The sequence below is a fragment of the Halorhodospira sp. 9622 genome, from assembly GCF_022228025.1.
Classification (GTDB): Bacteria; Pseudomonadota; Gammaproteobacteria; order Nitrococcales; family Halorhodospiraceae; genus Halorhodospira; species Halorhodospira halophila_A.
In genome coordinates this window covers 65,859-81,197 of sequence record NZ_JAJNRE010000006.1, presented here as the reverse complement: position 1 = coordinate 81,197, position 15,339 = coordinate 65,859, and the positions used below count along the sequence as shown (strand labels likewise).

4 protein-coding genes are annotated in these 15,339 nt (G+C 63.5%); 3 read left to right on the top strand and 1 reads right to left on the bottom strand.

Annotation, left to right across the window (positions count from 1 at the left end; translation table 11 throughout):
- Positions 1-28: 28 nt before the first annotated feature.
- Positions 29-9,622, top strand: a complete 9,594-nt coding sequence (locus LRG07_RS05075) for an LAGLIDADG family homing endonuclease (protein ID WP_370641499.1) — start codon at positions 29-31, stop codon at positions 9,620-9,622.
- 27 nt (positions 9,623-9,649) lie between these two features.
- Here the strand turns inward: LRG07_RS05075 and LRG07_RS05070 are convergent, their stop codons facing one another.
- The gene (locus LRG07_RS05070) at positions 9,650-10,684 is read right to left on the bottom strand and encodes an HNH endonuclease (RefSeq protein WP_238641913.1); all 1,035 of its coding nucleotides are present in this window, start codon (positions 10,682-10,684) and stop codon (positions 9,650-9,652) included.
- Between the two features lie 381 nt (positions 10,685-11,065).
- Between LRG07_RS05070 and LRG07_RS05065 the strand changes: the two genes are divergently transcribed.
- Together LRG07_RS05065 and LRG07_RS05060 are read left to right on the top strand one after the other, a co-directional pair.
- Positions 11,066-14,551, top strand: a complete 3,486-nt coding sequence (locus tag LRG07_RS05065) for a DNA methyltransferase (RefSeq protein WP_238641912.1) — start codon at positions 11,066-11,068, stop codon at positions 14,549-14,551.
- 55 nt (positions 14,552-14,606) lie between these two features.
- The gene (locus LRG07_RS05060; protein WP_238641911.1) at positions 14,607-15,236 is read left to right on the top strand and encodes a hypothetical protein; all 630 of its coding nucleotides are present in this window, start codon (positions 14,607-14,609) and stop codon (positions 15,234-15,236) included.
- The last annotated feature ends 103 nt before the right edge of the window (positions 15,237-15,339 follow it).

Genomic DNA, 15,339 nt, shown 5'->3' with positions numbered 1-15,339 from the left:
CTACACCTCGGAGACGGTCACCCGGGGCATGTGGGATCTGGTCCGTCGGCTCGGGTTCGACGGCGGCCAGGTGTTCGAGCCGGGCATGGGCGTGGGCAACTTCCCCGCCACCATGCCCGCCGACGTGGCGGCGTGCACGCACTACGCCGGCCTGGAACTCGATCACATCACCGCGCGCATCGCCCGGGCGCTCTACCCGCGCTGGGGCGTGCGCCAGGACGACTTCACCCGGACGCCCTTGCCGCGGGACACCTTCGATCTGGTGATCGGCAACCCGCCGTTTGCCGACATCCCCATCCGCAGCGATTCCCGATACCCGCAAGGGTTCCTCCTGCACGATTACTTCTTCGCCAAGTCCCTGGATGCGGTGCGCCCCGGTGGGCTCCTGGCCTTCGTCACGTCGGCCGGGACCATGAACAAGGCCGATGCCAGCGCCCGCGAGTACCTGGCTGATCGGGCCGATCTGGTGGGCGCGATCCGTCTGCCGGGTGCCGCCTTCGAGAAGACCGCCCACACCTCCGTCACCACCGACATCGTGGTACTGCGCAAGCGCCTGGAGGGGGAACTGGCCGGGGATCGTAGCTGGACGGAGACGGTTGAGGTCACGCTCCCGAACAAGCACGGGCAGTCGATCACCGGGCGGATGAGCCGCTACTTCGCCGAGAACCCGGAGATGGTGCTCGGCGAGCAGGGGTTCTTTGACCCGCTCTACGAGAATCGCTACGCCGTGCGCGGGATCAAGGGCCAGCCGCTCGACAAGGCCCTGGCGCGGGCCATCGAGCAGTTCCCCGAGAACGTTATGGCCGAGGGGGTGACCCAGGACGAGCGGGCGGAGATCGACTTCGGCACCGATCAGAAGAAGGACGGCTCGTTCTACTTCGACGGCGAGCGGCTGATGCAGGTGCGCGACGGTGTCGGCGTGCCGGTGAAGGCCCGCGGCAAGGGGCAGGCGGGCATTCCCAAGGAGCATATCGAGCGCATCCGTGGCCTGGTCCCCATCCGTGATGCCCTGCGCGCGGTCTACGCCGCGGATCTGGCCGGGCAGCCGGACAACGCCAAGGTGGCCCGTCAGCGTCTCAACGAAGCCTACGATGCCTTCGTGGAGCGGTTCGGGCCGATCAACAAGCTCGAACGCCAGTACCGGCGCCCGACCATCGTTCAGCAAGAGGCCGCCCGGGCGGAGGCACGTGAAGAAGCCCGGTATGCCGGGGAGCTCTGGCATGAGGGCGACTTCGACGCCTCGGGGCTGATTGCCGAGGGAGCATCGCTGACCAAGATCGCCGCCGTGCGCAAGGCCGCCCGCGAGCAGGCCGAGCGGGAGGGGCGCAGCTTCGACGAGGGGAGCTTCGACCCGGCCGCCATGGAGGATCTGGTCATCGAGAAGCGGGAGAACATCGACCCGTTCATGGATGACCCCGAGAGCTACCGTCTGCGCGCCATAGAGCGATATAACGACGAAACCGGCGAGGTGACCAAGGGCGGGGTGTTCCGAGAGAACATCATCACCCGTGAGCGCGCGCCCGAAATCCGCTCGGTCAACGACGCGATGCTCCATGTCCTCAACCGCAAGGGCCGGCTCGACATCCCGGAGATCGCCGCGCTCTCGGGCAAATCGCAGACGCAGGCCATCGAGGAGTTGGGTGAGAGCATCTTCAAGCTCCCTGGCACCGAAGACACCTACGTCCTGCGCGATGCGTACCTCTCGGGCAACGTGCGCGAGAAGCTGCGCCGCGCCGAGGCGGCGGCGGAGAAAAACCCCGAGTTCGAGCGCAACGTCGCCGCCCTGGAGGCGGTGCAGCCGGTCGATCTAACGCCTTCGGAGATCAGCGCCACCCTGGGCGCCCCGTGGATCCCCGAGGCAATCGTGGAGCGGTTCGCCACCGATGGGTTAGGGCTTCGCACGCTCACCGCGCGCTATACGCCGAAGCTCGCCTATTGGGAGGTCAGTGGGGATAAGGGATCGGCGGCGTCCACCGCCGAGTGGGGCACGGCGGACCTGTCGGCCACCGAGCTGATCGAGCACGCACTGAACCGGCGCACGCCACAGGTCACCCGCTCGGAAAAGCTCGCTGACGGCACCCGGACCACCTGGGTCGATACCGAGGCCACGCAGGCTGCACAGGACAAGCTCAAGACGATCAAGGAGAAGTTCTCGACCTGGGCCTGGGAGGACGAGGGCCGGGCCGCGGAACTGGCCGAAATCTACAACGAGCAGTTCAACTCGACGGTCGTGCGCGAGTACGACGGCTCCTACCTGACCACGCCGGGCGTCTCGTCCGCTTGGCAGTGGCGCCCGCATCAGAAGCGGGTGATCGCGCGGATCATCCAGTCGGGCAACACATACATGGCGCACGGCGTTGGCGCCGGAAAGACCTCGGCGATGATCGGCTCGGGGATGGAAATGCGCCGGCTCGGGCTGGTGAAAAAGCCCATGTACGTGGTCCCGAATCACATGCTCGCGCAGTTCACCAAGGAGTTCTATGAGCAGTACCCCACGGCACGCATTGCCGTGGCAGATGAGCGGCGCTTTCACACCAGCCGGCGCAAGCAGTTCATCGCCAACGTGGCGAGCGAGGACCTGGACGCCATCATCATCACCCACTCGGCGTTCGGGATGATCCCGGTCAGCAACGAGTTCCAGGACGGTCTGATCCAGCAGCAGATCGACGACTACCGCGAACTGCTTGAGCAGATGGACAAGGATGCCGAGAACCGCATCACGCGCTCCCGGTTGCAGAAGCAGATCGAGCGCCTGGAGCAGCGGCTTACCGGCAAGGCGGAGAAGGCCACGGACCAGGTATTCACCTTCGAGGAGATGGGGGTGGATTTTCTGTTCGTGGACGAGGCCCACTACTTCCGCAAGCTGGACTTCGCCACGAAGATGTCCGGCGTGAAGGGGGTCAGCCCCGAGGGCTCGAAGGCGTCGTGGGATCTGTACGCCAAGAGCCGCCACCTGGAGCGGGTGAACCCGGGGCAGAACCTCGTGCTGGCCTCGGGGACGGCCGTGACCAACACCATGGCCGAGCTCTACACAATCAGCCGCTACCTCCAGCCGCAGGAGTTGGAGGCGCGCGGGCTGTCGCACTTCGACGCCTGGGCCGGCGCCTTTGGCGATACGGTCACGGACCTCGAGCAAGACGCCGCCGGCAACTACAAGTCGGTGACGCGCTTTGCCAAGTTCGTCAACGTCCCGGAACTGTCGAACATGGTTCGCCAGAACATGGACGTGGTGACCAGCCAGCAGCTTGGCGAGTACGTCACCCGGCCCCGGTTGCGCGGGGGCAAGCGGCAGATGAACCTGGCCGAACGCTCGGAGGCGCTGGTCGAGTATCAGGCGAAGCTGGCCGCGCGGATGGAGGCCATCGAGCGGCGCAAGGGCCCGCCGGAGCCTGGCGACGACATCATGCTCTCGGTCATCAACGATGGGCGCCATGCCGCCATCGACATGCGTTTGGCCGACCGCGAGGTGAGCGAAGACCCGGGCAGCAAGCTCAACATGCTCATCGACAACGTGGCCGAGATCCACCGGCGCACGAGCGCGCAGCCGTTCTACGAGCCGCGTGCCGATGGCTACAGCGAGACCCCGGTGGACGCTGGCCCGGCCACGCAGATGATCTTTGCCAACCTCGGGCTCTCGGGCACACGGGGCTTCTCGGTGCCGAACTACATCCGCGCCGAACTGGCCCGCCGCGGGGTGCCGCGCTCAGAGATTGCCGACATCCGCGACTACAAGACCCACGCCGCACGGCAACGGCTGTTCAACGACGTGAACGAGGGCAAGGTCCGCGTGCTCATCGGCTCGACGGCCAAGATGAGCACCGGCGTCAACGCCCAGCGCCGGCTCTACGCGGTCCATAACCTCGACCCGCTTTGGTACCCGGCCGACGACGAGCAGCGCAACGGCCGGATTCTGCGCCAGGGCAACATGAACCCCGAGATCGAGATTCACGACTACTCGACCAAGGGCACCTACGACTCGACCATGTGGCAGATGATGGAGCGCAAGGCGCGCTTCATCGAAGGCTTCTTCCGCGGCGACCCGACGCTGCGCGACATGGATGACCTGGGCGAAGCCAGCCAGTACGAGCAGGCCAAGGCGCTCTCGACGGCCGACCCGCGGATCATGCAGCTCACCGAACTGCGCCAGAACCTTGAGCGTGAGCAGCGGCGCAAGGCGGCGCACCAGCGCGAGCAGTCGGTGATCCGTCAGCGGATCAACCGCGCACAGATGAGCCGCCAAGCCTCGGAGAACCGGATCCCGCGCATCGAGGAGGACATCGCCCAGCGCCAGGACACCAGCGGCGAGGCGTTCACCGCCAAGATCGGCGATCAGGCGTTCACCGACCGCTTGGAGGCCGGCCAGGCGATGCTCCAGCGCATCGAGGAGTTAAAGCAGGGGCAGGGCATGGCGCCGCCGAAGAAGATCGGCGAGATCGGCGGCTTCGACATTATGGCGACGGTGTGGGGCACCCACGAGCGGTTCGCCGACGTGGGGCTCAAGCGTGCGGGCGACTACTCCGCCGACGTGCGCGTGACCGGCTCGGCCCGGGGCCTGATCCAGTCGCTTGAGCACCAGCTTCGCGGGTTCGAGTCGGAGATCGAGCACCACCGAAAGCGCATCACCGAGGCCGAGCAGGAGGTTCGGGAGTACGAGAGCCGTCTGAGTCAGGAGTACGACGGCGCCGAGCGCCTGGAAGACCTGCAAGGCCAGGTGCGGGCCCTGGAGGCGGAACTCGCCCGCGAAAGCCAGGAAGGCGGCGAGGCCGGCGGCAGCGAGGAGCGGTATGCCCGCGGCCCCTACCACGATCCCTGGATCGGCATGGTCCCGCGGCAAGGCCCGTCGGAGCACTACACGCAGCGCCAGGGCGACGCGGTGGACTGGCACCACAGCAACATCGTGGTGGACATGGACGCCTACGAGGCCGACAGCACCCTACGCTACGTCCGCTACGGCGATGCGCACGAGGTGCGGATCAGCGGCTCGCCGGCCCTGGCGCCCTATGGCCGTGGGCGGGCGCAGATCCGGCGCATGGCCACCGAGATGGTCGAGCGCGGCACACCGGGCGATGTTCGCCTGCGCGTCGATGACATGGCGCTTGGGCACGAGATGGAAGGCGTGGACCTGGGTGCGCTGCGCGATTGGGCCGAGGGGCCGAGCCTCAAGCGGTCCTCGACCCTGGGGCAAGGGCTCCCGGTCGAGCAGGCCCGGCGCCACGTTGCCGCGGTCAGCGCCGGGTGGAACGGCCCGCGCCTGGAGACGGTGCAGAGCGTGCGCGACCTGCCCGCCGACATCCACGCGCTGGCCGAGCAGGCCGGGGCCCTGGAGGATATGCGCGGGGTCTACTACCGCGGGGTGATCTACCTCGTGGCGGATCGCCACGACAGCGCCCAAGCCCTGGAGCGGACCCTGCTGCACGAGGCGGTCGGCCACTACGGGCTGCGCAATCTCCTCGGTACCCGGATCCGCCCGGTGCTCAATCAGGTGTGGGCGGCCACCGGCGGCGTGAAGGGCAATCAGTCGATCATCGACAGCTACTTCCAGCCTGGCACCTTCGATCCGCAGAACGCCACGCACCGGGCGATCATCGCCGAGGAGCGCCTGGCGCAGATGGCCGAGGATGGCACCCACGCCGGCATCATCGAGCGGGCGGTGGCGGCACTGCGCGAGTGGCTGCGCGGGCTCGGGCTGACCATCCGACTCAACGACGCGGACCTGCGGGCCCTGTTGCGCCGGGCTCACCGCTCCCTGGAGGCGCAGACGCCGGATCAGATGGCCGGCGAGGCGGCCTTTGCCCGGCGCGGCCAGGAGGGCACCGAGGCGTTGGACCGGCAGCGCCAGGTCAGCGAGGGCATCCGCAAGGGCGCCCCGGTGGATCGGCTGTTCAGCGCGGTCTTCGACCTGACCGGCAGCACGGATGAGTACGGCCGCTTCCGCCCGGGTGTGCAACTGACCGAGCAGATCCGCAAGACGCTCCACGAGCGCACGGTGGACCCGGAGGGCACGTTCGGGCGCTGGCTGCACCCGCTGGTGGAGCGGGGCCGGGCCGGGCTCATCGACCGCTACGGCGTGCCCGAGTCGTTCATCCAGCGCGATGCCGCCCGGGAGTCGGAGAGCCGGCGGATCCTCGGGCAGATGGAGGGGCTGGTCGAGCAGATCCAGAAGGCCGACCTCAGCCGCGAGGAGCGCCTGGTACTCCAGCGCGTGCTTGATGAGGGCGAGGTGCCGACCGAGGCGCTGGAATCACTCTCGACGCCGATCCGTGCCGCCCTGGATGACCTGACCGGGCAGATGATCGAGCTTGGGCTGATAAAGGCCGATAGCGCGATCACCGACTGGCTGCACCGCAGCTACCAGAAGCACGAGGCGGAACTCTCGGGACTTCCGAAGTGGATGCACCAGGCGCAGCGCAAGCACCGCAAGAAGATCGGCGGCGACTCGCTGCGGATGCGCGGGCTCAAGGAGGAGGTCACCACCGAGCGGCTGCTTCGCAACGTGCCCCGCGACTGGTGGGGCCGGAAGCTGCGCCCCGGCCAGGCCGACACCCACCTGGTGGGCACCGAGTGGGTCATGCTCGACCGCCTGGAGCCCACCCCCGAGGGCATGGACCCGCTCACCGGCATGGACCCGGCGCAGCCGACCCACCGCCGGGTGCGCGAGCGCGTGTTCTGGCCCGCCGACCGGGAGCTTCCGGCGCGCTTTGACACCTGGGAGAACCGCGGCACCTTCGAGGTGGCCGGTGCCCGGGGCGATAAGCTGATCCTCCGCCGCGACTTCACTCGGGCCGAGCGCGAGGACATGGGCCAGGTGCTCGATGTGCGCTACAACCTCATCAAGAGCTTCCAGCTTCTCGCGCACGATATTTCCAGCGCCCGGTTCTTCTCCGACATCGCCAAGAACCCGGATTGGGCCACGCACGAGCCCACCACCGAGACCGGCGAGGCGCCGGAGATCGTCAACGCCGAGGAGGCGCGGCGGCTCTCGACGTTCGTGGGCGTCGATTGGGTGCGGGTGCCCGAGACTCGGGTGGCTAAGGGCGCCAAGGCGTTCAAGTGGGGTGATCTGGCCGGCATGTACGTCCGCCCGGAAATCTGGCGCGACCTCAACGAGCTGGACATCATGCAGACGCCGGGGACGTGGCGAAAGCTGCTGACCCACTGGAAGCTGAACAAGGCCCTGGCCCTCGATACGCCGATCCCGACTGCGGACGGATGGACCACGATGGGGGAAATCCAGGAGGGCGACACACTGTTCGATGAGAACGGAAAGCCCTGCACGGTCTTGGAGGTGAAGGACGTTCAGCACGGCCGACCCTGTTACCGGGTAGAGTTCTCGGATGGGACCAGCATCGTGGCCGACGATGAGCACTGGTGGTTCACGAACCACCGTAACGATGGGGGCGCCGTTCGTACCACTGAGGAAATCCGCAACACGCTCACGATCAACCATCGGGGCGAAGCGGCCCATTCGATCCGGGTGGCCGGCGCACTGGAACTACCGGATGCCGACCTACCCTTGCCGCCCTACGCGCTGGGGGTTTGGCTTGGAGACGGCCACAAGAGAAGCCCCCGCTTATACGTTGGCGGCCAAGACCTGGAGGAGGTTGTCTCCAACCTGGAGTCATCCGGGGTGGTTTGCACCGCCCCGATAAAGGATAAGCGCAACAACGTCTATTCGTTTACGATTCAGAAGCAGCCTGGACGCTGTATCCGTGGCCACGACGACAGTCACCGCAACCCGAAAAACTGCGGGGAGTGCGAGCGAGAGGCCCGCCGAGAGAAATCCATCGGCGAGCCGATGTCTCCGGTAGTCAACGCGGACTTCGGGGACCGAATGCGTGACCTGGGTGTGATCGGCGATAAGCACATCCCCGGCGAGTATCTGCGGGCTTCGCAGCAGCAACGGCTGGAGCTTCTGCAAGGCATCGTGGACTCTGACGGGTGCATCACAACCAAGGGGGAGTGCATCATCATCAGCAGCTCCGAGCGTCTTGCCCGGGGCATCAAAGAGCTTGTGACCTCGCTCGGGTACAAGCCGACCCTGCGTCCGTCTGAGTCTCGCCTGAACGGAGAGTGCGTCGGCACACACTGGAGAATCTACTTCCGCCCGAACACGGATCGCCCCGTAGCCACAATCCGGCGCAAGGCCGAACGGATCCGGCCGGCCTCGGTCTCCCGGCGGCGCTCGGGGAACCGACAAATCGTATCCATCACCCCGGTCGATTCGGTGCCTGTGCGGTGCATTGCGGTCTCGTCGGAGAGCCACCTGTACCTAGCCGGCGACGGCATGGTGCCCACCCACAACACCGCCCGCTCGCCCGTGGTCCACGTCAACAACGTGATGTCGAACCTCGGGCTCATGGACCTGATCGACGTGCGTGTGCGTGACCTTGCCGCGGGGATCCGGGAGTTCGCGCACAAGGGGCCCATGTACCAGGAGGCGCGTGAGCACGGCGCCTTCGGCGGCACCTTCGTCCACCAGGAGATCCAGCGCGACGTGCTCGCGCCCATCGTCGATGAGATGCTCGCCGAGGCCCGGCGCGGTGAGGAGTCGATGGGTGGCCGGGTGCGGTTCCTATCCCAGCTTGGTTACCGGCTGTGGGACGGGGTGAAGAAGGCCGACCGGCGCATGGTGGACTTCTACCAGGTCGAGGATGAGATTTTCCGCATGGGGACGTACATGCGCCTGCGCGGCATGGGCATGGATGCGCCCGAGGCGGCCCGGCAGGCGCGGGTGCAATTCCTCGACTACAACATCCGCGCCCCCTGGGTGAACGCCGCCCGGCAGAGTGTGCTGCCGTTTATCAGCTACACCTACCGCGCGGCGCCGGCCATCGCCACGGCCATCGCCCACCGGCCCTGGAAGCTCGCCAAGTACATCACTATCGGTTACCTGACCAACCTGCTTGCCTTCGAGCTGGAGCCCGGCGACGAGGACGAGGAGCGGCGCACGATGCGCCCCGAGGTCCAAGGCATGACCTGGGCCTCAATCCCGTTCACGGACATCGGCTGGAACCGCATGGTGCGGCTGCCGTGGCGCGATCAGTACGACAACCCCATGTACATCGACATCATGCGTTGGGTGCCGGCCGGCGATGTCTTCGACACCCAGCAGGGCGTCACCGGCGTACCGGCCTGGCTGCAGATGGGTGGCCCGCTCCAGATCGGCTTCGAGCTATACCTGAACAAGCAGAACTTCACCGGGCAGGAAATCTACGACCCGCTCGCCTCGGACTGGCAAGACCGGCTCAATGCGCGCATAGGCTACTTGTGGCGTGCCTACGTGCCGAGTGGGGCGTACATCCCAGGCTCCTGGCACAATGCCTCGCTCATGTCCGCACTGCGCGGCGAGCGCGACCTTCTCGACCGCCCGGCGAGTATCCCTCAGTCTCTCGCCTCCGGGGTCGGCATCAAGGCGCGCGGGCACGATGTGGACCTCGGGTACTGGTTCCGAAGCATGGAGATCGACCAACGCCGGCGCGCGCTTCACGCCGAACGTCGAGCGCTGGAACGCGACTATCGGCGGAACGCAATCAGCTATCCGGCATATAACCGAGCCGTGAGACGTGTTGAGGCAAAGACGGACCATCTGTCCAGCGCAGCAGCGGCGATTGCCCCGCGCTGAGGGGTGTTGAATGCGTGGTGCCCCAGCTCAAGAGATGATGAATTGCGTGAAAGGGAAAGGCGCGCGCTGTTCCGCCTTCCACGGCCCCCGGGTCACTTCCGCTGCACGGGCGTACACGCGCTGTAAGAACTTCGCTCGGTGCTTTTGCGTTGGTCCGGTAGCCTTTATCACCGTTTCCTTGAGCGGGTGATTGCTCTCGATGAGCCACTCATTCCGGGTCGCTAGCTGCTGCATGTAGCTACGAGCAGGCAGACTGTCGTGCTTTTTCTGGTTGCAGTCCTTGCACGCGAGAACTAGATTCCAGACGCCGTCGATGGGTTGATCATGGAGGCCTCGCGCTGCGCTAGCGAACGGTACGAAGTGATCGACGTGCGAGCCGTCCAGACCCTCTGGCAAATACGAGATGGGACAGTAGCAGTAAAAGCAATGCCCGCGCTGGTAGCCGTTAAGAGAGGGCCGCACCGAAGCCCTGAAGGGTGTTCGCTTTCCAAGTAGGGCCGGGATCAGCGACTCGCTCGGCTCCTCGTAGGCCATCAAAAGAGGCTGTCCCGATCCGTATCGGGTCTCCCAGGCGCGCTCGACCAGTTGCCAGCGGGTTTCGACTTCTTGGGTAATTTCTGAAGTGACCTCTGAATTAGCGAGCTGGAGTATTTCGTCGGTCAGGCGGATCCCGCCACTGCGTTTTCCCTTGCGTTCGTCGATGTAGAATTGCGTGGGATCCGCATGGGGCGTTTCTACGTTATGAAATGCATCAATAACGTGGTTGAACCCGTGGATTAGTGTCGCGCTCTGAAGTTCGGTCTCGTTAATCCGCCCTTCCACGTAATGGAAGCACGCCGCGACGTACCGGCTTGACCTGCTGGTCATCTGGCGCGGAACCTCGCGGACATGGCGAACCATGTGGCGCTGGTAAGGTACTGCAAGTTCTTCAAGGGTTACGAACCCTCTCCCCTCGGCCGCGAGCTCTAACAGAGCGCGTCCGAGTGCGAACTTGTAGGTCGCAACATTGCGCCCGTGAAGAATGATGTCTCGCCAACCTTGTTTAAGCTTCGGATCACTCATCGGGGTCCTAGAGTTATTTGAAAAAATCCGAAAGTCCCTGGTTGTGCCGTACCGTGTAATTCTGTACACGTGAGTAGTAGCGCTCTATATTGTAGCGAGGCGGGCCTTACGGGAGGTTTTCGACAGCCGAGGGCAACCAGCCGAGGACTCGATGTCTGTCTACCCTACGAAATCCTCGCGCAGGTGTGCAAACCCGCTCGATGGGCGAGGAAATCCGCAACTCGCCGCTCCGGGTCAGGCATAGACCTATGTGGCATGTCGAGCGTGATTGACTCCCATCAAGGCAAGTGAAAGGCCGGGCTGCTCGGCTACCGAGGGGCGAGATGGTACCCTGATAAGCCTCGTGGGAAACGTACTCGCACTCTGCGCCCGAGGACAAGGATGGCCGAGCAAGCAGTAGACGCGGAACACCCGGTCGAGCAGTTCATCAGCCGTTGGAGCGGCGTCGCCGGGACCGAGCAAGCAAACTCCCAACTCTTTCTCACCGAGCTGTGTGATGTCCTAGAGCTTCCGAAGCCGGATCCGGCCGGGGACCGCGCTGAGGAGAACGAGTACGTCTTTGAGCGGCGCCTGCATGAGCACGGCCCAGATGGTTCCGTCCACAACCGGAGGGCGGATCTCTACCGGCGTGGCTGCTTCGTTCTGGAATCGAAGAAGATCAGGGCCGGAGAGAACACCACCGGCTGGGACAAGGCCCTCAAGCGGGCGTTTGAGCAAGCCCAGGGTTACGTTCGGGCGCTGCCAGCGTGGGAAGGTCGGCCACCGTTCATCCTGGTGGTCGATGTGGGCCAGGTCATTGAGTGCTACTCAGAGTTCTCACGTAGCGGCGGCAACTACGTCCCATACCCGAGCCCAGCCCAACACCGAATCCGCCTGGAGGATCTTCGGGATTCAGAGGTCCGCGAGCGCCTTCGGCTCGTCTGGCTCGAACCGGACGCGCTCGACCTGTCCAAGCGCGCGGCGCGTGTTACCCGGCAGATCAGTGATGACTTGGCAAAGCTCGCGCGCTCGCTAGAGCAGGGCGGCTACGAGGTTGAGCGCGTCTCCCGATTCCTGATGCGGGCCATGTTCACGATGTTCGCCGAGGACATCGGTCTTATCCCGCACGGCCGCTACCAGGAAATGCTGCGGGAAGTACGCCAGAACCCCGAGGTGTTCCCGGATGCCATGCGATCCCTCTGGGAGCGGATGCGGGATGGTGGATTTGAGTCTCGTTGGTTGGTGCGCATCCCGCAGTTCAACGGCGGGCTCTTTGACGAGATCAACCCCATCCCTCTCAACACGGACCAGCTTGATCTACTGATCAACGCGGCCTCCCACGACTGGACCGAAGTGGAGCCGGCGATCTTCGGGACGTTGCTGGAGCGGGCCCTGGACCCCAAGGAGCGGCACAAGCTCGGCGCACACTACACCCCCCGGCCGTACGTTGAACGCTTGGTTCTACCGACGGTCGTCGAGCCCTTGCGCGAGGAGTGGGCAGACGCACAAGCCCAGGCGGCCATGCTGCTTGCCCAGGGGAAGGAGAAGGAAGCCCGCGAAGCCGTGGAGCGCTTTTTTGGTCGGCTGCTGGAGACGCGCGTGCTCGATCCAGCTTGCGGCTCGGGCAACTTCCTCTATGTGGCGATGGAGCACCTCAAACGCCTTGAGGGTGAGGTTCTAGAGCTCCTCTCGGAGCTTCGTGGTGGGCAAACTGGCTTCGATGCCGAGGGCATGACCGTGGACCCGCACCAGTTCCTCGGTTTGGAGATCAATCCGTGGGCAGCCCACATTGCGGAAATGGTGCTTTGGATCGGCTACGTCCAGTGGCACTACCGAATCCATGGGCGCGTGGATAACCTGCCGGAGCCAATCCTGCGTCGGTTCCACAACATCGAGCATCGGGATGCGCTAATCGAGTACGACGATGTGGAGCCACAACTCGATGGCGATGGTCAGCCGATAACAATATGGGATGGTCGCTCGTACAAAGAGCACCCGGCTACAGGCGAGCTGGTCCCTGACGAGGCTCAGCGCCTTCAGGTCTATCACTACATTAATCCCCGACGAGCGAACTGGCCGGAGGCGGATTTTATAGTCGGGAACCCCCCGTTCCTCGGTCCTTCCAATATGCGCCGTGCCCTCGGAGACGGTTATACCGATGCGGTGCGATGCGTATTCAGGCGTCTAGTGCCAGATTCGGCGGATTTTGTACTATATTGGTGGCACATCGCTGCTGAGAAGGCGAGATCGGGGCAGGTGCGGCGCTTCGGGTTCATTACGACCAACAGCCTTCGGCAATCGTTCAATCGTAGAGTTTTGGAAGCTCATTTACAGGATAATAAGAAGCCACTGTCTCTGGTTTTTGCGATACCGGATCACCCTTGGGTGGACGGCAATGACGGCGCCGCCGTGCGGATTGCGATGAGCGTCGCACAGCACGGCCATCACGAAGGTGTGCTTGCGACACCTACTGATGAAGTCCGAAGTGCCGATGACGGAGTTACGGTGGCGCTCAGAAAAAAAGAGGGCGTTATATACCCCACTCTTTCCGTTGGGGCCAACGTCGGCGCCGCTCGGTCGCTTGCCTCGAACACGGGTTTAAGTGCCATGGGAGTTAAGCTCCACGGTTCCGGTTTTATCGTAGAGCCGGATAAAGCAAGTCAGCTTTCTAAAGAAAGCCTGGACCCGACCGACCGGGTGATCCGCGATTTCAGGAACGGTCGAGACGTCTCACAGATACCGCGTGGTGTAAAAGTCATAGATCTCCATGGACTTGACCTTGAAACCGTCCGTAAGCGGTATCCCGCAATCTATCAGCATGTTTTCGAGAGGGTTAAACCCGAGAGAGACCAGAACAAGCGCTCTGTCTATCGTAATTACTGGTGGGTCTTCGGTGAACCTAGAATCGACTGGCGACGCATGGTAGCGGGACTCCCGCGTTACATATCTAAAACAAGAACCTCTAAGCACCACTTTTTTGTTTTTTTAGAGCATTCAATCCTGCCAGAATCTAAACTGGTCAATATAGCACTTGATGCTCCATTCTACCTGGGTGTGCTGTCTAGCCGAATCCACTTTGCTTGGGCATTGGCATCGGGAAGCTGGCTCGGGGCGGGCAACGATCCGACCTACAATCATTCCAGTTGTTTCAATACCTTCCCCTTCCCCGAGGTGGGCGATAGCCTGGCTGAGCGGATCGCAGACCTCGCCGAGCATCTCGATGCTCACCGCAAGGAGCGCCAAAGGCACCACTCGGAGCTTACGCTCACGAACATGTACAACGTCTTGGAGAAGATCCGCGCCGGGGAGACGCTGACGAAGAAGGAGCGCACAATCCACGAGCAGGGGCTGGTCTCGGTACTCGCGGAGCTACACGATGAACTCGACCGGGCAGTGTTCGAGGCGTACGGCTGGGATGATCTCGCAAACGTGCTTGTCGGGCGTCCCGGTGGGACCACGCCCCTTCAAGACAAGCCCGAGGACCAAGAAGAAGCCGAGCAGGAGCTACTGCAGCGCCTAGTAGACCTCAATGCCCAGCGCGCTGCTGAGGAGGCCCGAGGGCATGTCCGCTGGCTGCGTCCTGAGTTTCAGGCGCCAGACGAGGCGGGGGAGCAGACGAGTGAGAGCAGCGGGCACCAGGCGGAGCAGACCGAGTTGGCCACGGTTTCTACCGCCGCAGAGCCGGCCGGCAAGAAGCCGACGTTCCCGAAGAATACGGGTGAGCGCATCCGAGCGGTTCGCCAGGCCCTCTCTGAAGGGCCTCAGACGACCGACAGCATCGCGGCGCGCTACACACACCGGCCCCGTAAGGCCGTCCAGGCTGCCCTAGAGGCCCTGGAGGCCATCGGTATGGCGAGCCATGAGGGTGAGCTGTGGTGGCACACTTAGAAAGGAGAATGGTGTTCGATCTGCTTGAGGAATAAATTCCGTAGGGGGGGGGGTTATGGAGTGGCTGGTAGGACCAATAGCTATAGCGATTGTTATTTTTCTTGCCCACGCACACGGTGGGAATGTTTCTAAAAAAATAGGCGCAAACCCAAAAACCCATTCTATCAAAGAGGGGCTAGACCTAGCGAAGAAGCGTCAAGAAATGCCTAGATATAAAAAGGCAGGGGGAAACTTCGTGAATGATGAGGAAGAGGTTGCACTCCGGCTTGTCCCGCAATATGCAGATGCCATCCACGATCATGTCAGACCTATTTACGAGGATGCTAAGAAGCGGTATGGATCTGCGGGAGAATATTTGGGTGGTGGCTTTTATAACTTCACGGTTGGTGTATTTGCTGCCTTTTCTTCCGTCGCAACACAATCGGCAGGTTTTCGAGAGTTCGGCACATTTAACTCGTTCTGTCTTCTGAGGGTCGGCGCGAAGCTCGCCGGGGAACAAAACGCAGAGTCCTTTTTGTTGACCGTAAATAAGTCTATGGGATGCGATGATAAGCCGCCAGGATTTGAATCCGGCATTCGCTTTGGGACTCTGGCAGCTAATCAATTTTTTATAGAAGAAGATCCATACCGTAGCCGTGAGACTTTAAAGTCGGCGTTTGAAGCCCAGTTTAGTTATCTTTTGTAGGGTCGTCCCTGTGTATAGAACCGCCCACGATCATCGGTTCAGGCTGCCGCCGGATATATCTTGTGCTGTTGGGTGAGGCAAGTAATAGTCCTGAACGCTTGGT